The organism is Pseudoalteromonas sp. N1230-9 (genome assembly GCF_032716425.1).
GTDB lineage: Bacteria > Pseudomonadota > Gammaproteobacteria > Enterobacterales > Alteromonadaceae > Pseudoalteromonas.
In genome coordinates, this window is record NZ_CP090419.1 from 627,384 (window position 1) to 654,172 (window position 26,789).

26 protein-coding genes are annotated in these 26,789 nt (G+C 40.6%); 15 read left to right on the forward strand and 11 right to left on the reverse strand.

Annotation, left to right across the window (positions count from 1 at the left end):
• Window positions 1-65: 65 nt before the first annotated feature.
• On the reverse strand, window positions 66-1,037 hold the full coding sequence (gene ispB / locus LY624_RS03000) for an octaprenyl diphosphate synthase (RefSeq protein WP_237120162.1): 972 nt from the start codon (window positions 1,035-1,037) through the stop codon (window positions 66-68).
• 410 nt (window positions 1,038-1,447) lie between these two features.
• Between ispB and rplU the strand changes: the two genes are divergently transcribed.
• The 5 genes from rplU to LY624_RS03025 all read left to right on the forward strand — a co-directional run bounded on the left by rplU (window position 1,448) and on the right by LY624_RS03025 (window position 4,355).
• The gene (gene rplU, locus LY624_RS03005) at window positions 1,448-1,759 is read left to right on the forward strand and encodes a 50S ribosomal protein L21 (RefSeq protein ID WP_036965957.1); all 312 of its coding nucleotides are present in this window, start codon (window positions 1,448-1,450) and stop codon (window positions 1,757-1,759) included.
• Window positions 1,760-1,776: 17 nt separating this feature from the next.
• Entirely contained in the window at window positions 1,777-2,034 is a 258-nt protein-coding gene (gene rpmA / locus LY624_RS03010) for a 50S ribosomal protein L27 (RefSeq protein ID WP_054551015.1), read from the forward strand.
• A gap of 157 nt (window positions 2,035-2,191) precedes the next feature.
• Window positions 2,192-3,343, forward strand: coding sequence for an Obg family GTPase CgtA (cgtA, locus tag LY624_RS03015; protein WP_341803853.1), 1,152 nt, complete (start codon window positions 2,192-2,194; stop codon window positions 3,341-3,343).
• 78 nt (window positions 3,344-3,421) lie between these two features.
• Window positions 3,422-3,901 (forward strand): type 3 dihydrofolate reductase, encoded by a 480-nt coding sequence (folA, locus tag LY624_RS03020; RefSeq protein WP_445936732.1) that lies wholly within the window; start codon window positions 3,422-3,424, stop codon window positions 3,899-3,901.
• Window positions 3,902-3,980: 79 nt separating this feature from the next.
• The gene (locus tag LY624_RS03025) at window positions 3,981-4,355 is read left to right on the forward strand and encodes a DUF3718 domain-containing protein (protein WP_341803855.1); all 375 of its coding nucleotides are present in this window, start codon (window positions 3,981-3,983) and stop codon (window positions 4,353-4,355) included.
• 371 nt (window positions 4,356-4,726) lie between these two features.
• On the opposite strand, the gene LY624_RS03030 is transcribed toward LY624_RS03025, so the two are convergent.
• From LY624_RS03030 to lptD, 7 genes are all read right to left on the reverse strand, one after another.
• The gene (locus tag LY624_RS03030) at window positions 4,727-6,742 is read right to left on the reverse strand and encodes a methyl-accepting chemotaxis protein (protein WP_341803856.1); all 2,016 of its coding nucleotides are present in this window, start codon (window positions 6,740-6,742) and stop codon (window positions 4,727-4,729) included.
• A 142-nt stretch (window positions 6,743-6,884) separates the two neighbouring features.
• A complete protein-coding gene (locus LY624_RS03035; RefSeq protein WP_341803857.1) occupies window positions 6,885-7,700 on the reverse strand; it encodes a symmetrical bis(5'-nucleosyl)-tetraphosphatase in 816 nt (271 codons plus the stop codon).
• Window positions 7,701-7,706: 6 nt separating this feature from the next.
• Complete coding sequence (apaG, locus tag LY624_RS03040; RefSeq protein ID WP_036965974.1) at window positions 7,707-8,096, reverse strand: Co2+/Mg2+ efflux protein ApaG; 390 nt, start codon at window positions 8,094-8,096, stop codon at window positions 7,707-7,709.
• Window positions 8,080-8,886, reverse strand: coding sequence for a 16S rRNA (adenine(1518)-N(6)/adenine(1519)-N(6))-dimethyltransferase RsmA (gene rsmA, locus LY624_RS03045; RefSeq protein ID WP_130150731.1), 807 nt, complete (start codon window positions 8,884-8,886; stop codon window positions 8,080-8,082). Before rsmA ends, apaG begins: the two co-directional genes overlap by 17 nt.
• Window positions 8,883-9,875 carry a 4-hydroxythreonine-4-phosphate dehydrogenase PdxA gene (pdxA, locus tag LY624_RS03050; RefSeq protein WP_130150732.1) on the reverse strand — a complete coding sequence of 331 codons (993 nt, stop codon included), beginning with the start codon at window positions 9,873-9,875 and terminating at the stop codon, window positions 8,883-8,885. Before pdxA ends, rsmA begins: the two co-directional genes overlap by 4 nt.
• 5 nt (window positions 9,876-9,880) lie before the next feature.
• Window positions 9,881-11,173, reverse strand: coding sequence for a peptidylprolyl isomerase SurA (gene surA / locus LY624_RS03055; protein ID WP_062570089.1), 1,293 nt, complete (start codon window positions 11,171-11,173; stop codon window positions 9,881-9,883).
• 36 nt (window positions 11,174-11,209) lie between these two features.
• Window positions 11,210-13,456 (reverse strand): LPS assembly protein LptD, encoded by a 2,247-nt coding sequence (gene lptD, locus LY624_RS03060; RefSeq protein WP_341803858.1) that lies wholly within the window; start codon window positions 13,454-13,456, stop codon window positions 11,210-11,212.
• A 103-nt stretch (window positions 13,457-13,559) separates the two neighbouring features.
• On the opposite strand from lptD, the gene LY624_RS03065 reads away from it, so the two are divergent.
• From LY624_RS03065 to djlA, 3 genes are read left to right on the forward strand one after another with little or no spacing between them, the layout of a single operon-like run.
• The gene (locus tag LY624_RS03065) at window positions 13,560-14,561 is read left to right on the forward strand and encodes an aminoglycoside phosphotransferase family protein (RefSeq protein ID WP_341803859.1); all 1,002 of its coding nucleotides are present in this window, start codon (window positions 13,560-13,562) and stop codon (window positions 14,559-14,561) included.
• The gene (murU, locus tag LY624_RS03070) at window positions 14,558-15,223 is read left to right on the forward strand and encodes an N-acetylmuramate alpha-1-phosphate uridylyltransferase MurU (protein ID WP_341803860.1); all 666 of its coding nucleotides are present in this window, start codon (window positions 14,558-14,560) and stop codon (window positions 15,221-15,223) included. Before LY624_RS03065 ends, murU begins: the two co-directional genes overlap by 4 nt.
• A 16-nt stretch (window positions 15,224-15,239) precedes the next feature.
• Window positions 15,240-16,100 carry a co-chaperone DjlA gene (gene djlA, locus LY624_RS03075; RefSeq protein WP_341804379.1) on the forward strand — a complete coding sequence of 287 codons (861 nt, stop codon included), beginning with the start codon at window positions 15,240-15,242 and terminating at the stop codon, window positions 16,098-16,100.
• On the opposite strand, the gene LY624_RS03080 is transcribed toward djlA, so the two are convergent.
• The 3 genes from LY624_RS03080 to rapA form a co-directional block, all read right to left on the reverse strand.
• Window positions 16,083-16,976, reverse strand: a complete 894-nt coding sequence (locus tag LY624_RS03080; protein WP_341803861.1) for a DUF3530 family protein — start codon at window positions 16,974-16,976, stop codon at window positions 16,083-16,085. The genes djlA and LY624_RS03080 overlap by 18 nt on opposite strands.
• Before the next feature lie 68 nt (window positions 16,977-17,044).
• A complete protein-coding gene (gene rluA, locus LY624_RS03085) occupies window positions 17,045-17,698 on the reverse strand; it encodes a bifunctional tRNA pseudouridine(32) synthase/23S rRNA pseudouridine(746) synthase RluA (protein WP_130150737.1) in 654 nt (217 codons plus the stop codon).
• Window positions 17,699-17,846: 148 nt separating this feature from the next.
• Window positions 17,847-20,741, reverse strand: a complete 2,895-nt coding sequence (gene rapA, locus LY624_RS03090; RefSeq protein ID WP_237120153.1) for an RNA polymerase-associated protein RapA — start codon at window positions 20,739-20,741, stop codon at window positions 17,847-17,849.
• 299 nt (window positions 20,742-21,040) lie between these two features.
• Between rapA and LY624_RS03095 the strand changes: the two genes are divergently transcribed.
• The 7 genes from LY624_RS03095 (at window position 21,041) to LY624_RS03125 (ending at window position 26,786) form a co-directional block, all read left to right on the forward strand.
• On the forward strand, window positions 21,041-22,405 hold the full coding sequence (locus LY624_RS03095) for a PhoH family protein (protein WP_341803862.1): 1,365 nt from the start codon (window positions 21,041-21,043) through the stop codon (window positions 22,403-22,405).
• A complete protein-coding gene (locus tag LY624_RS03100) occupies window positions 22,405-23,787 on the forward strand; it encodes a PhoH family protein (RefSeq protein ID WP_062566157.1) in 1,383 nt (460 codons plus the stop codon). Before LY624_RS03095 ends, LY624_RS03100 begins: the two co-directional genes overlap by 1 nt.
• A 194-nt stretch (window positions 23,788-23,981) precedes the next feature.
• The gene (locus LY624_RS03105) at window positions 23,982-24,344 is read left to right on the forward strand and encodes a hypothetical protein (protein WP_076920056.1); all 363 of its coding nucleotides are present in this window, start codon (window positions 23,982-23,984) and stop codon (window positions 24,342-24,344) included.
• Between the two features lie 207 nt (window positions 24,345-24,551).
• Window positions 24,552-25,589 (forward strand): hypothetical protein, encoded by a 1,038-nt coding sequence (locus tag LY624_RS03110; protein ID WP_135923573.1) that lies wholly within the window; start codon window positions 24,552-24,554, stop codon window positions 25,587-25,589.
• A complete protein-coding gene (locus tag LY624_RS03115; protein WP_135923574.1) occupies window positions 25,586-25,903 on the forward strand; it encodes a hypothetical protein in 318 nt (105 codons plus the stop codon). The genes LY624_RS03110 and LY624_RS03115 overlap by 4 nt, the downstream gene beginning before the upstream one ends.
• Window positions 25,904-25,915: 12 nt before the next feature.
• Window positions 25,916-26,263 carry a hypothetical protein gene (locus LY624_RS03120; RefSeq protein WP_135923575.1) on the forward strand — a complete coding sequence of 116 codons (348 nt, stop codon included), beginning with the start codon at window positions 25,916-25,918 and terminating at the stop codon, window positions 26,261-26,263.
• Window positions 26,264-26,420: 157 nt separating this feature from the next.
• Window positions 26,421-26,786, forward strand: a complete 366-nt coding sequence (locus LY624_RS03125) for a hypothetical protein (protein ID WP_235403999.1) — start codon at window positions 26,421-26,423, stop codon at window positions 26,784-26,786.
• Window positions 26,787-26,789: the final 3 nt, after the last annotated feature.

A 26,789-nucleotide genomic window follows, 5' to 3' on the forward strand; every position in this document is an offset into this window, starting at 1 on the left:
TCGATGTCCTCAATAATAAAAAAGCCTGCAATTGCAGGCTTTTTTATGGCTCGAATAAATTGAGTTTAATGATCCCGTGCAACGGCGATACGAGCTAAACTCTCAAGTGCTTGCTTGTACGGTGTATCTGGTAAAAAGGCAATACAAGCAATCGCTTTGTCGGCTTCTTGTTCTGCTTTTTGCATCGCAAACTCAAGGGCTTTAGTATCAGCTAATGCCGTTAGAATGCTTTCTAAGTGGTCCATACCATTACCAAGTTCAATGGCTTCGCGTACTAGCTTAACTTGCTCTGGTGTGCCTTTTTGCATTGCGTAGATTAGCGGTAGGGTAGGTTTACCTTCAGCTAAATCATCACCAATATTCTTACCAAGTTGCGTGGCATCTGCATTGTAATCAAGCACATCATCAACAAGCTGGAAGGCGGTGCCTAAATGCATGCCGTATAAGTTTAAGGCATCAAGGGTGTGTTGATCTTGCTCAGTGATAATGGCGGCTAAACCGGTAGCAGCCTCAAATAATTTGGCGGTTTTGCTGTAAATAACCTGCATATAGCTTTGTTCTGTGGTGTCAGGGTCATTACAGTTCATTAATTGTAGTACTTCGCCTTCTGCGATGACATTCGTTGCATCTGCAAGTGTTTGCATAATAGGCATTTTACCCAGCCCAACCATTAACTGGAATGAACGAGTATAGATAAAATCACCTACTAATACGCTGGCTGCATTACCAAACTCTGCATTAGCAGTGGGTGTTCCTCTGCGCAGGTTAGATTCATCTACAACATCATCATGTAGTAAGGTTGCGGTATGAATAAACTCTATGATGGTGGCAAGCGTAATGTGGTCTTTACCCTCATAACCAAGTGCTTTTGCCGCTAAAATAGCTAACATAGGGCGTACACGTTTGCCGCCGCTGTTTACTATATATAAGCCAAGCTGGTTTACCAATGCGACATCTGAGCGCATTTGGGCGTGTATTAGTTGATTGACGTCATTCATTTCACTTTCAATTAACGTCTGGATAGCTTTTATATCCATTGATCTCCGAGCCGATTTTTATGGGTATACGGGGCTGATTGTACATCAAAAATTGCGCTTGCTCGATATTTTGTGACGATTCACCAAAAAAACACCTTAAAGTTTTTTATTTAGGGCAAAATTTGTGGAGTTAAGTTTATCACCTTGTTTAATAAGTAATCGGTATTACTACCTCGGTGACTCGGTTTTGTGACTGAAATTTAATTGTCACAAGATCGTAAAAAGCGCTTGGCAAGAGGCGTTTTTAGGATAAAATAAGGGAAAATATTGAATTGCTCTCAATGCAGCTATTTTTTATTCATTTTATCGAAAAAGAGGCTTGCTAGTTTTTGCGCATTAGCGTAAACTTCGCGCCCTATTGAAGAATATTTTAGTTGCGTCGATTTGAGGGCGCACAGACGGAGTTAATTATGTACGCGGTTTTCCAAAGTGGTGGTAAACAGCACCGTGTGACTGAAGGTCAAACAATTCGTCTTGAGAAATTAGACGTTGAAACTGGTGCAGCAGTTGAATTTGATTCAGTACTTTTAGTTGCTGATGGTGAGAAAATCGAGATCGGTGTACCGTTCGTAAACGGTGGTAAAGTGACAGCTGAGGTTGTTTCACACGGTCGCGGTGAGAAAGTGAAGATTGTTAAATTTAGACGTCGTAAGCATTCTCGTAAGCAAATGGGCCATCGTCAATGGTTCACTGAAGTTAAAATCACTGGCATTAGCGCTTAATTTAGAGGTACTGAAAAATGGCACATAAAAAAGCAGCTGGTAGTACTCGTAACGGTCGCGATTCAGAAAGCAAACGCCTAGGTGTTAAGCGTTTTGGTGGCGAATCAGTTCTAGCGGGCAGCATCATTGTTCGTCAACGTGGTACTCGTTTCCACGCTGGCGCTAACGTAGGTATCGGTAAAGACCACACTATCTTCGCAAAAGCAGATGGTAAAGTTCAATTCGAACAGAAAGGTCCTTTAAACCGTAAATACGTAAATATCGTAGCTGAGTAATCATCTCGATATTTGAAAAACCCCGCCTTTGCGGGGTTTTTTGTTTTAAGGTACTCGATTATATAGCTAAGCATCTTCGGCACTGTACGAAGATGCTTAGCTATATAATTAGGTGTATAATAGAGTTATTAATAAGCCAATCTTAAAGTGAGTAATCATGAAGTTTGTAGATGAAGTAGAAATTCGTTGTGACGCGGGTGATGGCGGCAGCGGTGTCGTATCTTTCCGACGTGAAAAATATGTGCCGGATGGCGGTCCTGACGGCGGTGATGGCGGCGATGGTGGCAGTGTCTATCTACAAGCTGATGAAAACTTAAACACACTTATTGACTATCAATTTGAGCGTTTTCATAAAGCAGAGCGTGGCACAAATGGTCAAAGCCGTAATATGACGGGTAAGAAAGGTGCAGACCTTGTGTTAAAGGTACCTGTTGGCACTCGTATTACGGATGTTGATACTGAAGAGTCATTAGGTGATCTTACTCAACACGGTCAAAAAACGGTTGTTGCTAAAGGTGGTTTCCATGGCTTAGGGAATGCACGCTTTAAATCGAGCACAAACCGTGCTCCTCGTCAAAAAACACTGGGGACACCAGGTGAGGTTCGTAGTTTACGTTTAGAGCTAATGCTACTTGCAGATGTTGGTTTACTGGGTTTGCCAAATGCAGGCAAGTCAACGTTCATTCGCAGCGTATCAGCAGCCAAACCGAAAGTGGCAGATTATCCGTTTACTACATTGGTACCAAACCTAGGTGTGGTTCGTCCTGAAGCTAATAAGTCATTCGTTATTGCTGATATCCCAGGCTTAATTGAAGGCGCATCAGACGGTGCAGGTTTAGGTATTCGTTTCTTAAAGCATCTAGAGCGTTGTCGCGTACTTTTACATATTATTGATGTGATGCCTATTGATGGTTCGAACCCTGTCGATAATGCCTTTGCTATCATTAATGAGCTACACCAATACAGCCCTAAGCTTGCTGAGAAACCTCGCTGGTTAGTATTTAATAAGATTGATCTACTACCAGAAGATGAAGCTGAGGCTTTATGTAAGCAAATTGCTGAGGAGATAGGCGAAGAGACAAACGTGTATCAAATTTCAGCAGCAAATAAGCAAAATACGCAAGCCTTGTGTCATGACATTATGGCGCTATTGGATAGCATGCCAAAAGAAAAGTTTGCTGAAGAAGAAAAAGAAGAAGTTGAATTTAAGTGGGATACTTATCATCAAAAAGCAACATCGAAAGATGATGACGATTGGGATGATTGGGACGAAGATGACTACGACGTTGAAGTCATTTACGAACGTTAAAATTTTAAATAAAAAAGGAGCTTTTGCTCCTTTTTTATTATTAGGAAAAAAGTATTAGGATTTGATGTGAAAATTTCAATGATTGCTGCAATGGCAAATAACCGTATTATTGGCCAAGATAATCAAATGCCATGGCATTTACCTGCTGACTTACAACACTTTAAGCAAGTAACAATGGCTAAACCTGTCATTATGGGCCGTAAAACATTTGAATCTATTGGCCGACCTTTACCTGGGCGTCAAAATATTATTATTAGCCGTAATGCAGAATATAAAGCTGAAGGCATTGAGGTTGTGACTTCGCCTGAAGCGGCGTTAGCCCTTGTAAAAGAAGAAGATGAAGTGATGATCATCGGTGGTGGAAACATCTATCAGCAATTTCTTGCTCAAGCTGAATGTCTATATTTAACTTTTATCGATTTGGATGTAGAAGGGGATACTCAGTTCCCAGATTACGAAAATGTTGCTGATTGGACAATTGTAGAGCAAGAGCAGAAGCAACCAGATAACAAAAACCCTTACTCATATACCTTTGTTACTTTGTATAAAAATTCGTAACATTATTGCGATGAATCAGATTGATTGGTACAATAATAGTCAATCTTGGTAAGTAAAAAGTATTACATAAGGGCAAAATATGATAAAGCTACCAAATATGTTACTAGCTGCGGCAGTTGTTTCGGCTTCAGTTGCGTACACCGCACCCGTTAAAGCTAATGATCAACTAGCTATTTCTATTTGTGAGTATATTGCTGCGGACGACAAAAGCCGTTTACGTGGTAAATTAAAAAGTTCACGTATTAAAATTCGTAACATCATTGATTCTGTAAAGTGTAATGGTAACAATATGCTTCGCCACGCGATTGAAAGCGGTGCAAATGATACCGGCGAATACATTGTTAAAAACCTTTCTAAAAGCTCTTTAGAAGACGGTGCAGACCTTGCTTGGGCTGAATCTAATCATAGTGGCTCGCCTCTTATCGCAGTTATTAAAGAGCGCGCAGGACTTTAATTCCAAAAGTCATAAAAGCGTTTGAAAAGCCGCACATGTTGCGGTTTTTTTGTGCCTGAGTGATACCAATCCACAATACTACTTAATCATTTTGAGGGATTAAACCTGTTGCTATCTGTGTTAAAAATTTCTGATTTACGACTGTATGGATGCAGGAGGTAGAGCAATGCAGGAGCAATTGCCGAGAACAACGAAATTCTTACCTTGTTATCAATGAGGTTTTATTGCCTCAAAATAGGCCTGCTAATTAAGCGAATTGGTATAGTTGCTGTTCGCGAGACATTTATCAAATACCCCTGATTTTATTTATAAAAAAACCGTGTTTGCTATGGCAAACACGGTTTTTAGTAGTCTAAATTGTCAGTAGCCGTCTACACTTTAAACGCATCAACTGATAAGCGAAGCTCCTCAGCAAGCTTAGCGACTTCAGAGCTTGAGATGTTGGTCTGGTTAGCCCCTTCTGCCGTTTGCTCTGCGATTGCAACGATTGACTCCAATCGTTCGCTAATTTCTTGTGATACTTGCTGTTGCTCGTGTGCCGCTGTCGATATTTCCTCACTAACATTATGTGCTTGTGCAACGGCAGCAGTGATTGAATCAAGAGCTGTATTGGCCTGATCTGATTGCTCAACACATGATTCAGCTTGTTGCTTACCTTTCGACATAGCTGATACAGCAGCTTCAGCACCAACCTGAAGCGATTCAATCATAGCTTGAATCTCTTGCGTAGACTCTTGTGTTTTACTTGCTAGAGAGCGTACTTCGTCTGCCACAACCGCAAAACCTCGGCCTTGCTCACCAGCACGTGCTGCTTCAATAGCGGCATTCAGTGCAAGCAGGTTAGTTTGTTCTGCAATACCACGAATTACATCTAAGATACCGCCAATCGACGCGCTGTCTTTATGAAGCTTATTGATAACTTGCGATGCATCATCCACTTCACGAGCAAGCTGTTCAATTGTTGCTTTGTTTTGCGATGAGATACCTTTAACACGATCCGCTTCTTTATCTGCGTTTTTAATTTCACTCAATGCCTGCTGTGCACTGCTGCTTACAGCTTGTGAGGTACTGCTCATTTCAGTGGTTGCGGTGGCTGCTTGTTCAACCTGAGCTTGTTGGTTACGGATAGCTTGGCTAGATTCTTCAGTGATGGCTGAAGTCTCTTCAGATGCCGCAGCAAGCTGAGTTGAACGAGAGATTATGCCTTGAATAAGTGTACGCAAGCTTTCGATTAGTGTATTACAGCTTCGCGATAACTCACCAAACTCATCTTTGGCAGTATCATCTAAACGTTGTGTCATATCGCCACTTGCAACAATATCGAGTACTCGGTTTACTTCAGCAAGTGGTTTAGTGATACGACTAACGGTAATCGCTGCAACAGCAATGGCAAGTAGAGTTGCGATAACCATGGCAATCCAAGTCCAAATAGTTGCTGTAGATACATTGCCACTTACATCTTGTTGTAAGTCGAAAGCAAGCACGGTCGATTGATCTACGAGTTCTTTAAGTTGCTTTAGAGCTTCTGCCGTCGACTTTTCTGCATTTGCCAGCTCAGCCTGAGTTTGTGCAATAGCATCAATCAAACGCTTTTTATTTGCAGATAAACTGTTATTTCCTTTTACATTTTTAGCCAGTGCTTCGTAGTAGCCGTTCAGATCATTAAATAAACCCGCATTGCTATCAATAATAGCAGGGCGGATTAAACCTAAACTACGCTCAACTTCTTCAAGGTAGTATGTTTGCTCATTTTTTATGATATCGAGGGTGTTGTGGGTTTTAACCGTTAGCATATCGGTACTATTTGTTACCACAGACTGAAAATTATTCTCCATGCTATTGGCTGCTTGATAAGCGCGTGAGTTATTTTCTTCAAGTCCATCGATGTCAATAATATCAAGCACGACTGAGTTGGCGTCTTCAGCACTGAGCTCAATCTCTTCTAATTGAGTGCGAAGTGTCTTATTAAGTTCTAATTGGGTTTTCTTATCGGCAAATAAGTTATCTACAGATTTAACAAAGCGTTTGTAGGTTTGCTCAACTTGCTGACTGCTTTGCTTAAGTTCAGGATCGTTGCTAACAACATCTTGTAGGTCTTGGTATGAGCTATCGTAGCGTTTTTTCTGCTCATTAAAGCTTTTTCGTAAGCCTGCAAGCTCATCTTGAGAGGTTGAATAAAAGCTCGCTTGAGCTGATTTACTCATTAAAATGAACTCGACCTGTAATTCATAACTTTTGTCTAGAGCAGGCAACGATAGCTGGTTCACTCGCTGTGTTGATTGATCAATACTGGTAATTCTGATCAATGAGTTACCACCAATAAATAGCAGGAGTAACGTAATGACAATGAAGCCACCCCAAATACGCTGTCTAACGGTCAAGTTCATAAATAATTCCACAAAAGAGTACTAATCCAAACTTATCGGCAGGGTTGCCAATAAGTTAAGTATTTAAATTTAATTAGCTTTAATTTAAATTTACTTTAATTGTTATAAATCTAACAGATGTTCAGCTAATTTTCAGTTTATTTTAGATGAAAGAGTGGGAACTTTCGATAAAATGCTTCTTTTGTGCGAGTTCCATAAGTGTCATGCTCCCACCCCAAACACAACCTGTGTCAAGTCCATGCACATTTTCTTTATTGGTTTTCCCTTCAAGGGCAGCCCAGTGACCAAAAACAAGGTGTTGTTTTAATTGTGAAATATTAGGGTGTTCAAACCAAGGTATTATTGAGCTATTGTCACTAACACTGGTTTTGTTATGTAACTCAAGCTTGCCATCACTGTAGACAAAGCGCATACGTGTAAAGTAGTTAACAATATAGCGAAACTTGGCTTCTTTACTCAAAGTCGATTGCCACTCAGTGGGGTGTGGTTCGTACATGTGAGTGAAGTAATGGATAGCATCAGGTCCTTGATAGCAAGTCTGTGCAAATTGTGCCCGCTTTAGCGCTTTTTTAATGGACCAGTTTGGATTTAAGCCAGCATGGCTGATAAAGGTGTCGTGATGTGCAAGCCAAATTGCAAGAGGTTGATGCTGAAGAAACTTGATATAGTCAGCACGTTTAGGGCTATCAAAAACAGGGCCGAGTTTATCTTTTGGGTTTGCCGGCTTGTTTAAATAATGGCAGGCAATAAGATGTAGGTCATGATTACCTAAACTAATACTGACACTGCCTTGCATATTGTAAAGCCGTTCAAGGCAAGCAAGAGAGTCAGGGCCTCTGGCGACAATATCACCGACTAAGTAAAGGTGATCTTGACTTGGATTAAAGTTAACACGCTCGAGAAGCCTGTTAAATTCAAAATAGCAGCCTTGTAGATCACCAATTGCGTAGTCGGCCATTGTTACTTAATGCAGAATATTAGGGCGAGCTAGACGAAATACGTCAATGGGGGCTTCAAATTCAGTGCCGAATTCATTGCGCATTGTATAATAACCTTGCATCGTGCCAACAGGTGTATCGAGCACAGCGCCACTGGTGTATTTGTAACTTTCGCCAGGGGCAATGGTTGGAGTTTCACCAACAACACCTTCGCCCTGTACTTCAACTTCTTTGCCATTAGCATCCGTTATTAACCAATAACGACTCAATAGCTTAGCACTGCACAAACTGTGGTTTTTAATAGTGATAGAGTAGGCAAAAACGTATTTATCCTGTTCAGGTTCTGATTGCCCTTCAACATAAAAGGTCTCCACAGAAACTTTTATAGGTGAACCCAGATTACTGCTTGTTGTCATAAATCCAATTAGCTATATCAATAAATTGTTGTAAAGACAGGCTTTCTGCACGAAGCGTGATATCAATGCCAATACTTGTGAGCTCTTCAGCTGTAAGTAGGTTTGATAAACTGTTACGTAATGTTTTACGGCGTTGATTAAATGCTTCTAAACAGACTGTGTTTAATAGTTTGGTACTTTTTGCACTACGTTGCTCAGGCTTTTTAGGGATTAAACGGATGACCGCTGAGTCAACTTTAGGTGCAGGCTTAAAGCACTCTGGTGGAACATCAATCACTGGCATTGCGTGGCAATAGTACTGCGTCATCACACTTAAACGACCAAATGCTTTGCTACCAGGGCCTGCTACCATACGCTTCACCACTTCTTTTTGTAGCATGAAGTGCATATGTTCAACATTGTCTGCAAATTCAAATAGATGAAAGAGTAGCGGCGTTGAGACGTTATAAGGTAAGTTACCAAAAATTTTCAGCTTTTCATCTGCTTTTATCAAAGAACTAAAGTCGAACTTCATGGCATCACCTTGATGCACAGTTAACTTAGGTCCTAAAAAAGGGTGACTGGTTAAACGCTCGGCTAGATCTTTATCTAGTTCAACAACAGTTAAATGGCCGCTTAGCTCAGCCACAGGCTCAGTAATAGCCCCAAGGCCTGGGCCGATTTCTACTAAATTGTCTTCAGGTTTAGGATCAATAGCCGTGACTATTTTGTCGATGATCATGTCATCATTTAAAAAGTTTTGACCAAAACGCTTACGGGCGCGATGTCCTAAATGTACTTTATCTGTCATTGATTTTGTGCTTTTTCATGGGCGAGCTTAATCGCTTCGCGGATTGCTAATTCAAAACTACCCACATCAGCTGTACCAGTTCCAGCGAGATCGAGAGCTGTACCATGATCGACTGATGTGCGAATAAATGGCAATCCAAGGGTGATGTTAACTGAATTGCCGAAACCTTTGTATTTTAGCACAGGTAATCCCTGATCGTGATACATTGCGAGTACCGCGTCTGCCTGAGATAAATATTTATCTTGGAAAAGGGTATCGGCGGGTAATGGCCCTATTAAGTTCATACCTTGATTATTTAAAAGCTCAAGTGTTGGTGTTATCGTTTCGATTTCTTCACGGCCTAGGTGGCCATCTTCACCTGCATGCGGGTTTAAACCGCACACTAAGATACGTGGCTTTTCGATTCCAAATTTGGTTTGTAAATCATGGTTTAAAATTGTGGCAACCTTGCTCAGACGTTCAACTGTAATTGCTCGCGATACATAAGCCAGTGGTATATGCGTGGTAACAAGCGCAACACGTAAGCCCTCAGTGGCTAATAGCATAACAACATCAGCGGTATTTGATTGCTGAGCAAAGTACTCAGTGTGACCACTAAATGAGATACCCGCTTTATTGATAATACCTTTATGCACGGGGCCAGTGACTACAGCAGCAAAGGTGCCATCCATGTTTTTTTCGCTGGCTATACGTAACGTGTCTAAGACATACTGTCCGTTGGCATCATTTAACACGCCAACTTCAACCTCTGCACCAAGATCAACTTGATGTAAATAAACACTCCCTGCAGGAGCCGTTGTTGGCGCTTGATTTTCATCAAACTTAATTAGGTCGATTGATAATCCTAGTTGCTTAGCGCGCTCTTTTAAAAGCGCGCCGTCAGCGATCACAACCAGTTGAGCATCCCATTGATGTTGAGCTAGTTTTATAAGTAAATCTGGGCCTATGCCAGCAGGCTCACCAGGGGTTATTGCTACTCTAATTGTCATGACGTTTATTCTGCCGGAAAGATATCAACATGGGCTTGTTCACGCATTTCTTGCTGCCAGTTGAAGCTTTCTTCTTTAAATTTACGGTTAAACAGTAATTGGTGAGCACGGTTACGTTTTGCCAGCTCTGTTTTGTCTGCTACGCGTTTGCCCAAAAGTTGTACAATGTGCCAACCGAACTGTGTTCTAAATGGTTCACTGATTTCATCTTTTTCTAATGAAAGAAGTGTATTTTTAAACTCAGGTACATAGGTACTTGGATCAGTCCAGTCGTACTCGCCACCTTTTAATGCTGAACCAGGGTCTTCAGAGTATTCTTTTGCTAGCTCTGCAAAGTCAGCTTTGCCTTCACGTAGCTCTTTTGCAAAGCCTTTTAGCATATCACGGGCTTTCTCTTCACTTAAGATGATTGAGGGCTTGATAAGAATATGGCGAGAGCGTACTTCTGTTGTTTCAACAACTTGGCGTCCACGTACGTCTTGAACTTTAATAATATGAAAGCCTGCGCCTGAGCGAAGTGGGCCAACAATATCGTCTTTTTTATGGCCTTTTACTGCCTCAGCAAAAAGAGAGGGCATTTCATTGATGCTCATCCAGCCTAGTTGACCACCTTCAAGTGCTTTTGAGCCACTTGATGATGAAATTGCAATACGTTTGAACTCTTTACCATCTTCTAAGAACTCGATGACTTTATCAGCGCGAGTTTTTGCGCTCGCAATTTCATCAGGTGTTGCATCACTTGGGATATCAATCAAGATATGACCGATGTCATACTCTTCGGCATTTTTACCCTGAGTTTCCATGATTTTTAAAAGGTTATCGATTTCTTGTGGGCTAATATAAATTCGGCGATCTACATTGGCACGCATCACTTGCTGGGTTGTTATTTCTTTACGGATTTCTTCGCGATAAGCAGGGAAACTTTCACCTGACGCTTCTATCGTGCGACGTAAATCAGCGATGCTGCCGCCTTGCTCACGCGCCATGTTTTCGAGGGTTTGATCAAGTTGTGAATCAGAAATCTCAAGACCCATACGCTCGGCAAGTTGCATCATAAGCGCTTGGTTTACTAAACGTTCAATTGCTTGAATACGCAGGGTGTCATCAGAAGGAAGCTCTTGGCCTTGTTCTGCTGCTTGCGCTTTAACACGGTTAATAATCGTGTCGACTTCACTTTGTAAAATTACGCCTTGGTTAACCACGCCAACTACTTTGTCAATTTCGACAGGCTTGGCGAAGACACTTTGGCATAGGCCAACTGTTAATAATGCAGATGCAAATAATTTTTTAAAATTCATATTTTTTCTAATACTCTTGCTAATAGTACTGCGGTACTAGTTATTAAGAAAATACGGTCTACGATAGCCAAAAATACCTTGTTGTAATAATTTTTGCGCATCATAACGGCTTTTACTTCCAAGCCCTTTTAATACAATATTAAAACCAATACTGGTATCAAAAGTAGCTTGTTCTTGGCCTATCGCTTGATTCAAATCAGTTTCGATTTGGCGACGGCCTGTAATTTGAAACGCCCAACAGCACGATTCATACTGAAGACCGGTGAAAACTTCAATACTACGACCACTTTCTAAATCGCGGTGGTAGCTACCAACAAATTGCCAATCTCTTGTTAGTGGAATACTCGTAAATAAACCAACTTGTTCGATTGTATTGCCTGAGACATCATTTGCATAGCGATGGTTCAATTGTACAAGCTGTTTATCATCACCTTTATAATCTAATGTGACATTAGATTGGATGATTTCTTTACCGTCGGTGTCATATTGAATACCACCAGACAAATACCAGCGACGGTGCCAATGTAACATGGTTTGCGCTGCAAACAAGGCATTGTAATTGGTATCTGTGCCTAATCCTTGAGATGTTGGTTTTGCTTCGTCGCTTAAATAGAATATTTGACCCGCACTAAAATTAAAGACTTCTTCATTATCGCTACTAAATAAACGCGTTGTTGCACCGAGTGTAAATTGGTTCGCTGTTGCAATGCGATCGATACCTGAAAAGCGGCGATCTCGAAACAAACCAAAAAAGTCATCTTGTAATTTAGTGGTATCGTACAGGCCAATATTTGATTGGTCTTTATTTGGTGTATACAAATATTGAATCTGTGGCTCTAAAGTTTGTATACCGTCTTTAAAGAAAAAAGCGGTTTCACGTTCAAAGTTTAGTTGGCTGTATAAGCGGACTTTTGGCAGGGTACGCGTGACTTTTTCATCAAAATTAGTACCGCTCAAATCACCATGCTGATTATATTCTGTATGCAGTAAACTGACCTCAGATAAAAACGACCATGCATATTCTTGATAACCTAAGCTTGCTTTGGGCTCAATGTGAAGACGGCTTGCTTCATCAATCACAGCATTATCATTGGTGAAATAGCTTAATTCGCCATCAAGGGTCAAATCGACACCATAAAAATCGTAGGCATCAGTTTGCGAGAAACTGATTTGTGGCAAGGCGGCGTATGAATCTTTATGATCTCCCAATACCTCAAAGCTTTGTAATTTGATATTGGTGCGCCATGTTTCTCCTAAATGCGTCAAAGAACCTGTGCGGTAAAGCTGAGTATCTGTGCGCGTTGCATAGCTTGAATTTAAATCTGTTAGGTAATTATCATCACTGACGTTAGTTACATCGATTGCACCACGCCAATTTTCGCCAAAGTAGCTTTGTTGTTGCCAGTGGAATAAATAACGTGAGTCAACATTCGGCTCTTCGTCATCTTTATCTAAGTATTCGACGGCAACTAAGCCATTGTTATGTTCAGTCAGATAGCGGAACTCACCAATCATCTGTAAACCACGTTTAGACATATAACGTGGGGTAATAGTCGCATCGTAATTTGGCGCTATATTCCAGTAATAAGGGGTGATGGTTTCAATACCGTAACGGCCTGAGCTTGAGAAGTTTGGTGTGAGTAAACCTGACTTACGGCGATCATCTAACGGGAACGTAAAATACGGTAAGTATAAAACGGGCGTATCAAACACACGCAGAACTGTATTATGGGTTTCGCCCCAGCCATCATCACTTGATAGATCAATTTTATCAGCTTCGATTGTCCACACGGGTGTTTCACCAGGGCAGGTAGTAAAGCTTGCGTTCATCAGGTTTAGGCCAGACTGGTTAACCGTTAGTTTTTCTGCACCACCATGACCAAGTTGGTCGGTGAGCTTATAGTCTGCACCCAGTAAGCTTAACTCTGAATAATTTAAATCAGCATTGAGCCCCGAGCTGTTAATTTGGCTTACCTTATCGCGATAGACGATAGGCCCAGTTGCATTAAGTAGACCACGTTGTTTGTCAATCAGTGCACTTTGTGCGGACAAATTCATCGTTAGGGTGTTAATATCTACGTTGCCGGTAAATTCTGCGCTTTGGGTGCCCAATAGTTCAATATCATCAGATTTGATATCGATCATATTAAGTTCAAGGCCTGGGAGCGGTTGCCAAGCTCTGGTTTGCATTGAAGTGCCACAAAAATTGTGTGTCAGTTCAGTTTCGGCGAACGATGGTGCGCTAAGTACGCTTAGCATCATTATGCCCCAGGTTTTGCTCATTTAATGACCTTAATGCTCTTTGGTTGGATATAAGCTAGACATAATAAAGGAAAATAATGGCAAATACAGTAATTGACTTAGTGAAAAATAGATATCTTACTAAATGAATCGTTATAAAAGTTTACAGCAGTTTTTAAATCCTCACTTTAAAGAGGATGAATATCAGTTAGCCGCCATTACTGGTGATGCAAGTTTTCGCCGCTATTTTCGTGTAAATACGGGCGATCATAGCTATATCGTCATGGATTCAGACCCAAATAAATTAGATAACACACCTTATATTGAACTTAATAAAGTGTTTTCTAAGCATGGCTTTAAATTACCAAAAATTCTTCAAGCAGACGAGAAGCAAGGGTTTTTCTTATTAAGTGACTTAGGTAATACACACTTAGCTGATTTACTGGGCGATAATGATCGCACCTCACACTATAAACACTTAATAAAATTAAGTGCGCAATGGGCTCAAATCCCGCCAGCCCAGCATATGAAAGTATTTGATAGTGAATTTTTACAGTTTGAACTAAGCATATTTAAAGAATGGTTAGTCGATGCATTTATTGGTTACACGATGCTGGATGAGCAGCAAAGCATGTGGCAGCGAGTATGTGAGTTACTAATAAATAATGCCCTTGAACAACCTAAAGTAACAGTGCACCGTGACTTTCACAGCCGTAATATTATGCGTACCGGCCAGCAGTGGGCGATTATTGATTATCAAGACGCAGTGCAAGGACCTGTTTGCTACGATCTCGTATCTTTATTAAGAGATTGCTATTTTCAATTACCAGAAAAAGAACTCGACTATTTATTACACTATGCTTATGACGAGTTTATCGCGCAGCAACTTATCAATGACGTACCATTTTCAGCGTTTAAACGCTGGTTTGATTTAACCGGTGTGCAACGTCACTTAAAAGCCGCAGGTATATTTTGCCGCTTAAAATTACGCGATGCTAAGTCAGGTTATTTGAATAATGTACTGCCCACCCTTAAATACATTAGCAGCGTAAGTAAAGAATACCCTGAGCTTGAAACATTAAGTGAATGGATGGAAACAATCATTATTCCTTTAACTGAAAAGCGGTTAGCGGTAGAGATAAAATGAAAGCGATGATTTTAGCTGCAGGGCGTGGCAAGCGGATGATGCCACTGACCGAGCACCTACCAAAGCCAATGCTCAAGGTTGCTAATAAGCCACTGCTTGAGCACCATATTAATAATTTACGCCAAGCAGGTATTGTCGATATTGTCATTAATCTTGCGTGGCAAGGCGATAAAATAAAAAGTCACTTTGGTGATGGAGCTGCTTTTGGTGTGAATATTCAATACAGCCAAGAACCCGAAGGCGGGCTTGAAACCGCTGGGGGAATTATCCACGCGCTTCCTTTGCTTGGGGAGCAGTTTGTGGTGATAAATGGTGATGTATTTTCTGATTATGATGTTAGCTCATTAACTCAGCTACATTTGCATTCTGGTGAGGCGCATATCGTACTGGTTGAAAACCCAAGCCATAACCCTGCAGGAGACTTTGCGTTGAGCCACATGAGCCCTGAGAGTCAGAAGTATACATTTTCTGGAATTAGCCGATATCATAGTGACTTTTTTAAAGACCTTGCTGCTGGGGTGCTTGCGTTAGGTCCTATTTTACGTGAAAGATTAGCTGAACATCGCGTGTCAACTGAGCTGTATATTGGTCAATGGAATGATATTGGCACGCCAGCTAGGCTCGATGAGTTAAATCAGCGCTTAGCTGTTCAAGATTTTTAAAGAGGATGCATTGACGATGTGGGGAAAAGTACTGGGTTTTTGTTTTGGCTTTATGTTTGGAAAATTCATAGGTGCTTTACTCGGTTTATACCTTGGTCATATGTTTGATCGCAGCTTAAAACAAGACTTTGATAAAGCGGGGGGCTTTTCAGGTTTGTTTAAAGGCGATGATATTAACGAACGCCAAGCATTGTTCTTCTCGAGTTGTTTTGCTGTGATGGGGCACATTGCTAAATCAAACGGTCGAGTAAGTGAAACTCACATTCGTGCCGCTAGTTTGTTTATGGATGAGATGAACTTGTCAGGTGATGAGCGTCGCGAAGCACAAGATGCGTTTCGAAGTGGTAAAGAAAGTGACTTTTCACTAAAAGAAACGGTTCATGATTTTAAAGAGCGTTTCGCCCGCCGCCATGACTTATTACAACTATTTTTAGAAATACAAATTCAAATGGCGTTTTCCGATGGTCACCTTGCAGAGCAAGAAAAGCAATTATTGCAAGAAGTGAGCAAACAATTAGGAATATCTCGTACTCAGTTTTCATTTTTACTTAAACGTTATCAAGCCGAGTTTGCATTTCGTCAGCAACAACAACGCTTTTATGAGCAGCAAAATCAACAACGCAGCACGCACAATGAGCAACAAGGCCATCGAGTACCACCGAATAATGGCATGAACCGTGCCCAAGCCTTAGCATTGCTTGGATTAAGCAATGATGCAACTTCGCGTGATATCAAAGTTGCGTATCGAAAGCTCATGGCGCAGCATCACCCAGATAAGCTTGTGTCACAGGGTCTACCAAAACATATGATGGAAGTCGCAGTAAAGAAAAGTCAGGATATTCAAGCTGCGTACGAATATTTAAAAAAGGCGGCGTAGAAAGCCGTCTACTTCTTTGAGCAGCCGCTCGTGTTGCTCAGGCTCAGTGGGTAAGCCAAACAATTCTCTTTGACGATAATCGTACTTTGCATGGCGTTTTACCCAGCGCTTTCGCTCATGAGCACTGTGTATTATGTCTTGATTCCCTTCACTGTAAAATATATCCAGTAGCGGTGGACTGATTGTCGATAGTGTTGCGTTAAGGTGTTGATTGCGCTCACTATTAGGTAAATAACCACTTAGGCTGATGAATGCGTTCACACTGGTATTTGGAAAGCTAGCGTAATGTTCAATTAATAGCCCCGCGCTGGCACCCTGTGCAAGGACGATAATAGCCCCTTGTTCATCTAAGGCATTATTATAGAGCGCATTAAAGCGAGTAATTAGTTTGAGCTTATAGTCATTGAGTACAGCATCACTAATTGTCGGAGTTGCAGAGACAAAGTGAGGGGGTTGCTCTTTTGGCTCTGTTGATTCTGTAGTAGTGTCACTTTGCGTATCGCTTGATTGTGTATCAGTGTCAGCAGGATGCCAATCTATATCAGGCATCGTCATGGCAAGAGTTGCATAACCTAAGTCATTAAGCTGTTTACGTAGAAAGTTTAGGCCTGTATTACTGGTAGGCGGATGCTGCCAATCTGGAATAATTAAAACCACACCTCGTTGAGTAGCAGTCATCGATTGACGATAAAGACTGATAAACTCATCATCACCAGCAAGCAAGGTACGTACCTCACCATCAGGAATAAAGCGTTGAATATCGTTACTAACGATACTTGACCAAGGTGTTGGTTGAATGAAGTCGAGTGCACTTACATTGCTTATAAACGCAAAACTAGTGGCGTAAAGTAATGTATTTAATACTCTTAAAGTCATGCCGATACCCTAACTGAAGTCTAATTAGACTATCGGCACCTCATGCTAAATATTTAGCAATATTATTGTTAAAACTCAGGCGTGGCTTCAAAAACCATTTCTTTACCACTGACAGGGTGAGCCAAGCTGAGCATTTCTGCATGCAGTTGCAGCCTTGGCGCCATCGCTAATGCTGCTGGGTGGGCGTACAGTCTATCCCCTAAAATAGGATGACCTAAAGACAGCATGTGAACACGTAATTGATGTGAGCGACCAGTAATAGGGGTGAGCTCTACGCGAGTTGCATTGTCTTCATGCTCAAGCACTTTAAAGTGGGTTAGTGAAGGTTTGCCATTGTCATGGTCAACCATTTGCTTTGGACGGTTAGGCCAGTCACAAATAAGTGGTAAATCCACTGAGCCAGTTTGTTGTTCGAGTTTACCAAACACGCGTGCAATATAGCGTTTAGCGGTTTTTCTATCTTGAAATTGCATGCTTAAGTTACGATGCGCTTCTTTGTGCATTGCTAAGCAAATAATTCCCGAGGTTGCCATATCTAAGCGGTGTACAATTTTTGCTGTTGGAAATACGCGATTAACCCGTGCAATTAGGCAGTCGGCGTGTTTTGGATCTTTCCCTGGTACAGTGAGTAAGCCGCTTGGTTTATTCACAATAAGCAAGTCATCGTCTTGATAAACAATACTTAAATAAGGTGTCATTGGGGGATTATAATTGAGTAACACAGCCAGCCTCGATGATTTTCTAGAGCGCTATTTTAAAGGAGCTGAGAGAGTTACACAAATGTTGATGGCAGTGCTTCGGAAGGTAACTCCACGTTCATAAAAAACGCGATGTGAAAGCACACCGCGTTTATGATTGTCAGCCTAAAGCTTAGTGCGAAACCACAATCAAACGAATTGCATCCAATTTAACTTGGGCTTTTTCAATATAAGTCGTCAGTTCACTGCGCTGTTTATCAAAAAAGTTAAGCTCTTCATCACGAATATTCGGATTGATTTGCTTAAGAGCGGCTAAGCGCGATTGTTCCTCAGCAAGTGCTGTTTGCATTTTCTCTAACGACTCAGCACGTAGTGCCTCAAGTTTTGTTTGTGCCATGCCTTGTGCGCTGGTGATCATTGGATGAATGGCACTTTGTAAAGCACTGGCTAACTTACTTGCTGTTTGACGGCCCACGGCTGATAGTTGCTGGTTAAACGCGTCAAAGGCAACATTGTCAGCTAGGTTATTACTGCCTTTGTCCAGCAAAATACGAATAGGTGTAGGTGGTAAAAAACGCCCCACTTGTAGTGCTTTAGGTGCCATAGCTTCAGCAATGAAAATAAGCTCAACAAAGAAGGTACCGGCTGGTAACTTTTTATTTTTCAGTAGTGCAACAGACGCTGTACCAAAGTCATCATCACAAATCATATCTAAGCTGCCTTGCACCATAGGGTGATCCCAGCTGATGAAATGCGCGTCTTCTTGCGAAAGCGACGTGCTGCGGTCAAACGTCACTGTAATGCCATCATCTTTCAGACATGGGAAAGATGGGTTTAGCATGTGCTCTGTTGGTTTTAAGATAATGGTGTTTTCACCTTTGTCTTCTTGGCTGACGCCGAAGGTGTCGAACACATTAATCATGTAGCTTGGCAACGTGAATTGATCGTCTAGTTCTTCAATGTCAGCAACTAGGCTCTCCGCACGCCCTTGACCACTTGAATGCAGCTCTAATAAGCGGTCACGACCACTTTCCATTTGTTTTCGCAGCTGAGCATTTTGCTTAGCAACTTGTTCTAGAAGTGGCTCAAGCTCTTCTTCGTCACAATTATGAGAGCCAACAAACTCAAGTAATTCTTCACCAAACTCTTTATACAGCATTTGGCCTGTTGTTGAGGTTGTTTCAAACGCATCAAGGCCTTCGTTGTACCAACGTAATAGAACTTCTTGTGCGGTATTCTCGAAATACGGCACATGAATGTTTACGTCTTGGGTTTGACCAATACGGTCAAGACGACCGATACGTTGCTCTAACAAATCAGGGTTTAGAGGTAAATCAAATAATACTAAGTGGTGCGAGAACTGGAAGTTACGCCCCTCTGAACCAATTTCAGAACACAGCAGAATTTGCGCGCTGTCGTACTCATCGGCAAAGAATGCTGCCGCACGGTCACGCTCAACGATTGACATTCCTTCATGGAAAACAGACGCTTTGATTGCTTCACGCTCACGCAAAATTTGTTCAAGGCTAATAGCCGTTTCAGCTTTAGCACAGATAAGTAAGACTTTTTCGTGCTTAAGTGTTTTTAATGTCTCGATTAGCCAATCAACACGAGGGTCAAATGCCCCCCAGCTGGCATTTTCGCCTTCAAACTCTTGGAAAATCTTTTCAGGAAACAGTGCACGCAAAGCAGTTAGTTCTGCGTTTTGAATACCTCCCATATTGCCCAAAACTGAGATGGCTGTTTTATATTGCTTTGGCATTGCCATAGGGTAAGCATGAAGTTTACGGCTAGGGTAGCCATCGATGCCACTACGGCTATTTCTAAATAAAATACGTCCCGTGCCGTGACGGTCTAATAGCATTGATAAAATTTCGTTACGGGCAGCTTCATCACCTTGCTCTGCACTTGCAAGTAATTCGCTGATGTCTGTTTCTTTTAAGAGTGCTTTTAACGCGTTACGTGATGCATCAACCAAGCCCTTTTCAGCAAGGAGTTGGTTGGCTGCTTCGGCAACATCTTTGTAGTTACTTTCTTCTTCAACAAACGCATCGTAGTCGTAGAAACGATCAGGATCGAGTAATTGCAAACGTGCAAAGTGACTGCGGTGACCAAGTTGATCGGGTGTCGCTGTTAGTAAAATAAGCCCCGGAATGTCTTGGCTCAACTCTGCCATACGTTGGTATTCAGTGCTTGGTTTACCATTATTAATACTTAGGTGATGAGCTTCATCAACGACCAGTAAGTCCCAGTCAGCCAGTGTAGCTTGTTCAAACCAGCGCTTTTTCTTGCTTAAAAACTCAAGGCTAGTAAGTACTAACTGTTCGGTTTCAAATACGTTTGGCGAGTCTGCAAATGCTTCGTCACAGCGTTCTTCATCAAAAATAGAAAAGCGTAGGTTAAAACGACGTAGCATTTCAACAAGCCATTGATGCTGTAAGTTTTCAGGCACGACAATTAACACTCTGCTTGCGCGACCTGTAATGATTTGCTGATGTAAAATCATGCCCGCTTCAATGGTTTTACCAAGGCCAACTTCATCTGAAAGTAATACACGGGGTGCGAAGCGCTTACCCACTTCTTGGGCAATATACAGCTGGTGAGGAATAAGATTGGCACGCTGACCAATTAAGCCCTTAAGCGGTGATTGTTGGCGCTCAAACTGGTGTTGCCAAGTTTGGTAGCGAAGAGTGTAACGATCAAAGCGGTCCACTTGACCGGCAAATAAACGGTCTTGTGGTTTATTAAATTTGATAAAGTGATCTAAAAAGGTTTCTTTTAATTGTGCTTTCTCACCGTTATCAGTGCGAATACCGTGGTAGCACAATAAATCACCTTGTTCTTCAACAGACTCAACTTCAAGTTCCCATTCTTCAACGCTGCGAATAGTATCACCTGGATTGAATGCGACACGAGTAACAGGCGCTTCAGTTAAAGAGTAAACACGGTTTTCTCCACTGGCAGGAAATAAAATGCTGACCTGACGGCCTTCAAGGGCAACAACGGTGCCTAATCCTAAATCTGACTCTGTATCACTGATCCAACGTTGACCTAAGGAAAAATTCATATATGTCTCATCTATGAAGAAAAAAGGCGGCTATGTTACCTGTATCGTCTTGGTACTTCAAGGCAGTAAACTCGCCTTATACAATTAAATTTAGTCAATCATTTAAAGTCATTTTTTTGGATAGAATTTGTATGTATTTTAATCACTTAAATAATTGTAATTTTAGCTGTCATAAAAAGGACTTTTGCTACAAATAGACTAAACTGAGTATATACCTAACAAATAAATAACAGGTTCAATTCCCGTTTGTTTAGTTACTTGGGTATAGCATAAAAATCATAAAACGTAAGGAAAGTGCTATGGAAAAAGCTTCGAACCTTGATAGTAAAATGTATGTGCTCGATACCAATGTATTACTCCACGAACCCCTCGCTTATTTATCTTTCCAAGAACATGATGTTGTTATCCCCATGACAGTATTAGAAGAGCTCGACCACATTAAAGATAGAAAACATGATGTCAGCCGTGATGCTCGTGTTGCTATTCGTGGTTTAGATGAAGTGTTAAAAGATGCGTCCCCAGAGCAAATGTTACAGGGGGTGGCGTTACCCAGTAATAAAAAAGCGAAAGTTCAGTCCCGAGGTCGACTCATTATTGTTAACGACCACTTATTTGCAGACAGTATTTCTGGTTTACCAGGTAACGAAAATGATCACCGTATTATCAATTGTGCGGTGCATCTACAAAAACAGCACAGTGACAGCAAGGTGGTGCTTGTTACAAAAGACATCAATATGCGACTAAAAGCCAAAGGGGCAGGGCTTAAATTTGTTGAAGATTACAGAACAGATCAGCTAATTGATGACATTGCCTTACTGACTAGTGGCTATAAAAAGATAGAAGGCGATTTTTGGCAACAGGTAGGAGAGTGCGAAACTGAGCAACAAGGGCGGGACACTTATCACCATGTAGCAAAAAATACCATCAGTGACGTATTTTGTAATGAATACATTCTTGATAGTAGCGATCACTTTGCTGCGCGAGTAAAAAGTTATGATGATAAACAAATCACGTTAAAAGATATCAGTGTTGAGCGCTTGATGAGCCACACGGCATGGGGAGTAAAACCAAAAAATGTTTATCAAGGTATGGCGCTCGATGCCTTACTTGACCCAAGTATTGAGTTGGTTATTTTAACTGGCCCTGCAGGCTGTGGTAAAACACTACTTGCGCTTGCCAGCGCCCTTGAAATGATTATTGAAAAAGGCATTTATGATAAAGTTATAGTCACCCGTAACACACCTGAAATTGCCGAATCTATCGGCTTCTTACCTGGAACTGAAGAAGAGAAGATGGCACCTTGGCTGGCTGCTATCACAGACACGCTAGAAGTGTTACATAAAGGTGATGAAAATCCGATTTCGAGTCGTAATTACATTATGGAAAAAGCCAATGTGCAATTTAAATCGGTGAACTTTATGCGTGGTCGTAGTATTCAAAATGCCGTGGTGATTTTACAACCCCGAATTGGGGATATTTTAAAGTTTTTACCCCCTTGTTTTTATTGGCCTGTAGAAAAAGTAAAAAGAATTTCCAAAAAAATTGATTACCTTAGCTACTCTGAGCAGTCTCTCAACAATAAACCTTTACTCAAAATTTGTAATTTACAAGAAAAGTACAACACAAAGCCTAGCAACGATTCAATCTTTTGGGAGGCTGCGTAATGAAAAGCTCTATTGATAATCGAAATCCTCGTGTACTAGACACATCTGCATTAGTACATGATCCAAAATCTATTTTTAGCTACAAAGATGATATTTACATCTGTCTAACTGTCCTTGAAGAGCTTGATAACCTGAAAGAAAGAACTAATAAATCGGTAAGTGCCGATGCCCGTATGTGCATTAGAATGCTTGAAGACATTATAAATGGACATACAGCCGAGGAAATGGAAATAGGTATTCCTTTACCATCTACCGAAACAGCCCAGAGAGGAAAGCTTTTCATTGGAATTGACACTCAATTGGATCTGGCTAAGGAGTTAAAGCACGGGATAGGAAGTGATGCTGATAACAGAATAATTAATTATGCTTTATATCTTCAAAAAGAACTCAATAAAGACGTAATAATTGTTAGCCGTGACATTAATATGCGCTTGAAAGCTCGAACCGTAGGGGTCATGGCAGAAGACGTTGCCGTAGATAATCAAATATCAGATATTGATCTTTTATACACAGGGGTACAAGCCTTTAAAGGAGATCTTTTTGATCGAATTAAATCAGACAAAGACTTCAAGGTTTCAGGAGAAGTTTATACTTTCCCAATAAGTCTATTTAATGATGAAGTTCAGCCAAACATGTATTGGTACGATGAAGCTGGACACATTGGGCGAATTTCAGAAGTAACAGATACTGAGGTATTCACAAAGCTATTGCCTCGTAAACAAGAAAAAGTATGGGGCATTTTGCCTAAAAATCAGCGTCAGTCGGTAGCTTTAAGCCAATTAACAGACCCTTACTATGATTTAAATATCATCCTTGGTCCTGCTGGCTCCGGAAAAACTTTTTTGGCAGTTGCTTCGGCGCTGCATCAAGTATTGGAGTTGAAAAAGTACAAAAAAATCGTTGTGGTGCGCTCCAGAGACTTTATGGACGACGATCCGGGATTCTTACCGGGGGATTTAACTGAAAAATCAATGCCTCTTCTGGCAGGTATTACTGACGCATTAATTTCGATGCACTCGGATGATAATCATGAAGGAAATGTCTACGCTACAGTCGAGCATGTGATTGAAAAAGCCAATATAGAATTTACTAGCATGGCTTATTTTCGTGGCCGTTCAATAGACGATGCTGTTTTAATCATTGATGAAGCTCAAAACATGACTAGAGCGCAAATCAAGGGCATGTTAAGCCGTGGTGGGAAAAATTGTCGGACAATCGTATTGGGCAACCTAGCCCAGATTGACGATAAGTTTGTAACACCTGCTTCTTCTGGTGCAAGTGCGGCTGTTAATGTGTTTCGTCATTATGAAAAAGGATCAGTGCTGATTTTTGATGAAGTAGAGCGTAGTAGCTTGGCTGAATTCACTGAAAAGAATATGTAGGCATCAAACTACCATTCACATTTCCTTATAATATTGCGACAATGGCCACTGCTTTTTGCAGTGGCTTTTCAGAGAAGCCCGTTCCCACGAAAACAGGACGAAATGGATTTACTCTGAACTAAAAGATTAAATATTCACATAAAAACTGAGTGACATAGGTGCGTGGCCTAGCGTTGCCGTTTTTTGGTGTATTGATGTCTTTTAATAAAGAAGACCTGCTAGTAAATATAAAAAGGCAGGCAAAACGATTATCTAAATTATTAACTATTCCCCTTGGACAAGCCCAAGAAGGGGCAGCTATTTGTCTATATGGCTGTGACAGTTACAGCGATTTACTAGTAAAAATAAAAGCTGAATCCTTTGATAACCCATTGATAGCACTGTCTGCACTCTCACCAAACTCGGAAATATTTTTAGTAAAAATATTAGCTAGCCACCTAGATAGCATTATTGGAAATTTTGAAAAAAAATTTCCCGGCTCCAATATAAATGAAGAGATGGTCGTATCCTTGTTTGGGCTTAGCTTTTCAGAGTTCAAACTCAAAATATCTACCTAAAGTTGTACAAATACGTAAGTTGTCATTTTGTTTTTTGGCGATATTATAATAAGAAGGCTGAACGGACAGCCTACGCCTACACATGTTTTTCGCCTTGAAAACGTGAACAGTGAAGCGGAGCATCCGTAAAAATTTGGTTATTTGAACAATAAATAAAGCAATGTGTTGGTAGGCCATTGTTTATTAAAAAGTTGTTTGGAGAACTAAATGATCTCACTTTATCAATTAAAGAATAAACTCAATAAACAAGCAAAAGAGTTTGCTGAGTTATTAGAGTTTCCTGATCTTTACGCCCAAGGCCTGTGGGCTAGAGGTGTTTATAACTGCCCTCATTTTTCTGATACCCATAATAGCCTCACTGAAGCATTTGAACAGAAAAAACTGGATTCAATTCTAAAGCACGATTCCCTGAAATATTTAATGATCAACGAACACGATGATCAAGAAATTATTGAATCGCTTCATAAAGAAATTGAGTCAATGGCAAACCGTATTGAAAGCCTGATGCTGGTAGATATTGAAACTTTAGATTTAGTTTCATTGATATACCAAGTTTTAGGGTTACCTGAAGATGCCAAGTTTATTGTTAATACAGGCGCAGACTTCCGCTTAGAGTGGCGACCATACTTTGATGCCTTTGATGATCCGTTGATAGTTCAATATGCAGATTTAAAAGTTCATGGTTGTTATTTCAGGCTCATAGCTTCAAAGTTTCCGGTTGAAAAGCTTTCCTTGGATGACATTAAAAAATACATGTACATCAATCATGTAAACCATAATGGTGAGTTCGAAGGCTGTATTTCTGAAGGAAATACATTTTCTAAGCATGTGCACTGGCTGGTGTTGACACTTGAATTATTCAGTAGCGGCAAAGTAAATAAGGCTCAGTTCAATCCAACAACCTTCAAAATCGAAGGTATGCGCTATTTGGTATACGGCTTCCCTCTGATTCCTTCCTTTGTATCTGATTGGCACAAACCTAATTTGTGTTTACGTGTTAAAAATCTAGATGGCGATCAGAAGTTCATTGTTCGTATCGATCAGCAAGATCTTGTTTTTTATGCGAGGCGCGTTGATACCAATTTTTTTAACACCATCGATTATGAAAAATACATTTCGTTGTATCAATCTAGTGTTCTGTCACATTTTGATGCTGACAACAATTTACTTAAAGTTGATGGGGTTAAATATCTAAGTTTCTTTCGTCCTTTTTCTGTAGAAGATATGAAAGGAGTTCAAGCATGAGACCTAGAGTAAAACTAACCAACGCAAAACTTATCTCAATTCAATCTGATACAGAGGAAAAAGTTGAACGGGTGCTTTACGGCACATTTGCTGACGAAAATGAAAATGGTAAAGAAGGAGATGCTTTATTCACGATAAAGGTTCTGGAAATCAATGGTCAAGAAAGTAAGTGCTTTGGTGTTGACTTTTATATCTTAGATGCTGTACCAAAAGAGTTTGATGTAAATGCATTTGAGTTTAATTTAATGCATGAGTGTATGTATTCTCCTAATAAGTTATTAGAGCTGCGAAATATGCTCCCGGCTAGTTATTAGTAAGGGAATACGTTGGATAGAATATATTTAAAGGATGCCTACATAGTATCTGTTTACGACTATAAAGAATTTGAAAAAATATTTCTTGGCGAGTTTTTATCAGGGGTGGTTATTGAAGATGAAACATTCAGGTTCCGGCCATTTCAGCAAATCGTGACTTCAAAGGTTGTTAGCAAATCTGCTGATGAGGATAAGTTAGAAATATACACACATAGTGAGAGTTGTTATGTGATTGATGCTGACCATAAGTTAATTGATATTTCGTTTGTTGAACTGGTTGTTATGAGGGCGGGAGCTTATTCGGTAGATCGAGTTTTAGAAATGAGAGAGCAACTTAAGTCTCAAAATAAAAGCCATTGAATAACGAAGATAAAAAGTCTGATGAGATTATTATTTGTCACTTACCTCTTTGAAAAAATTGACGTTAGTCAAATATTCATAAATGTTTACATGACATCAATTTACTTATTCGAAAATTTGTATTAGCATAGACAATGTATATTTTTATGAGAATTTTATGTCTAAAGCATTTTCAAAAGTCTTAGTAATAACGCTTATGCTGTTTGCCTTTGTAGGGCAAGCATTTGCGTATTCTGCTATGCCGTGCGAAATGTCATCAGGTTCTCACGAATCACACATGAACATGAACATGAACATGAACATGGATCATGGTGATATGAATAAAAGCAGTAATGGTCAATCAGAAGATTGTTGTGACGTTGAATGTGTTTGTCCTGCAAATGCTTGCTCATCTACGACAGTCCTAAATTCCAGTATTGATTCGACAGATATTCAAATATTGAGTGAATCTGTAGCTGCTCTGCAATCTAAACAACCTCATTCAATTTCCACTTCCCTTTATCGTCCACCAATTTTTGCCTAATAC

Coding starts and splice junctions, on each gene's coding strand:
- djlA (WP_341804379.1), top strand. CDS start 15,240: ATGTGGGGAAAAGTACTGGGTTTTTGTTTTGGCTTTATGTTTGGAAAA.
- LY624_RS03105 (WP_076920056.1), top strand. CDS start 23,982: ATGTCTTTTAATAAAGAAGACCTGCTAGTAAATATAAAAAGGCAGGCA.
- pdxA (WP_130150732.1), bottom strand. CDS start 9,875: ATGACAATTAGAGTAGCAATAACCCCTGGTGAGCCTGCTGGCATAGGC.
- LY624_RS03025 (WP_341803855.1), top strand. CDS start 3,981: ATGATAAAGCTACCAAATATGTTACTAGCTGCGGCAGTTGTTTCGGCT.
- LY624_RS03030 (WP_341803856.1), bottom strand. CDS start 6,742: ATGAACTTGACCGTTAGACAGCGTATTTGGGGTGGCTTCATTGTCATT.
- rplU (WP_036965957.1), top strand. CDS start 1,448: ATGTACGCGGTTTTCCAAAGTGGTGGTAAACAGCACCGTGTGACTGAA.
- LY624_RS03035 (WP_341803857.1), bottom strand. CDS start 7,700: ATGGCCGACTACGCAATTGGTGATCTACAAGGCTGCTATTTTGAATTT.
- LY624_RS03080 (WP_341803861.1), bottom strand. CDS start 16,976: ATGACTTTAAGAGTATTAAATACATTACTTTACGCCACTAGTTTTGCG.
- LY624_RS03115 (WP_135923574.1), top strand. CDS start 25,586: ATGAGACCTAGAGTAAAACTAACCAACGCAAAACTTATCTCAATTCAA.
- LY624_RS03065 (WP_341803859.1), top strand. CDS start 13,560: ATGAATCGTTATAAAAGTTTACAGCAGTTTTTAAATCCTCACTTTAAA.
- rapA (WP_237120153.1), bottom strand. CDS start 20,741: ATGAATTTTTCCTTAGGTCAACGTTGGATCAGTGATACAGAGTCAGAT.
- murU (WP_341803860.1), top strand. CDS start 14,558: ATGAAAGCGATGATTTTAGCTGCAGGGCGTGGCAAGCGGATGATGCCA.
- folA (WP_445936732.1), top strand. CDS start 3,422: ATGATTGCTGCAATGGCAAATAACCGTATTATTGGCCAAGATAATCAA.
- cgtA (WP_341803853.1), top strand. CDS start 2,192: ATGAAGTTTGTAGATGAAGTAGAAATTCGTTGTGACGCGGGTGATGGC.
- rpmA (WP_054551015.1), top strand. CDS start 1,777: ATGGCACATAAAAAAGCAGCTGGTAGTACTCGTAACGGTCGCGATTCA.
- LY624_RS03095 (WP_341803862.1), top strand. CDS start 21,041: ATGGAAAAAGCTTCGAACCTTGATAGTAAAATGTATGTGCTCGATACC.
- LY624_RS03110 (WP_135923573.1), top strand. CDS start 24,552: ATGATCTCACTTTATCAATTAAAGAATAAACTCAATAAACAAGCAAAA.
- rsmA (WP_130150731.1), bottom strand. CDS start 8,886: ATGACAGATAAAGTACATTTAGGACATCGCGCCCGTAAGCGTTTTGGT.
- apaG (WP_036965974.1), bottom strand. CDS start 8,096: ATGACAACAAGCAGTAATCTGGGTTCACCTATAAAAGTTTCTGTGGAG.
- LY624_RS03125 (WP_235403999.1), top strand. CDS start 26,421: ATGTCTAAAGCATTTTCAAAAGTCTTAGTAATAACGCTTATGCTGTTT.
- lptD (WP_341803858.1), bottom strand. CDS start 13,456: ATGAGCAAAACCTGGGGCATAATGATGCTAAGCGTACTTAGCGCACCA.
- ispB (WP_237120162.1), bottom strand. CDS start 1,037: ATGGATATAAAAGCTATCCAGACGTTAATTGAAAGTGAAATGAATGAC.
- LY624_RS03100 (WP_062566157.1), top strand. CDS start 22,405: ATGAAAAGCTCTATTGATAATCGAAATCCTCGTGTACTAGACACATCT.
- surA (WP_062570089.1), bottom strand. CDS start 11,173: ATGAATTTTAAAAAATTATTTGCATCTGCATTATTAACAGTTGGCCTA.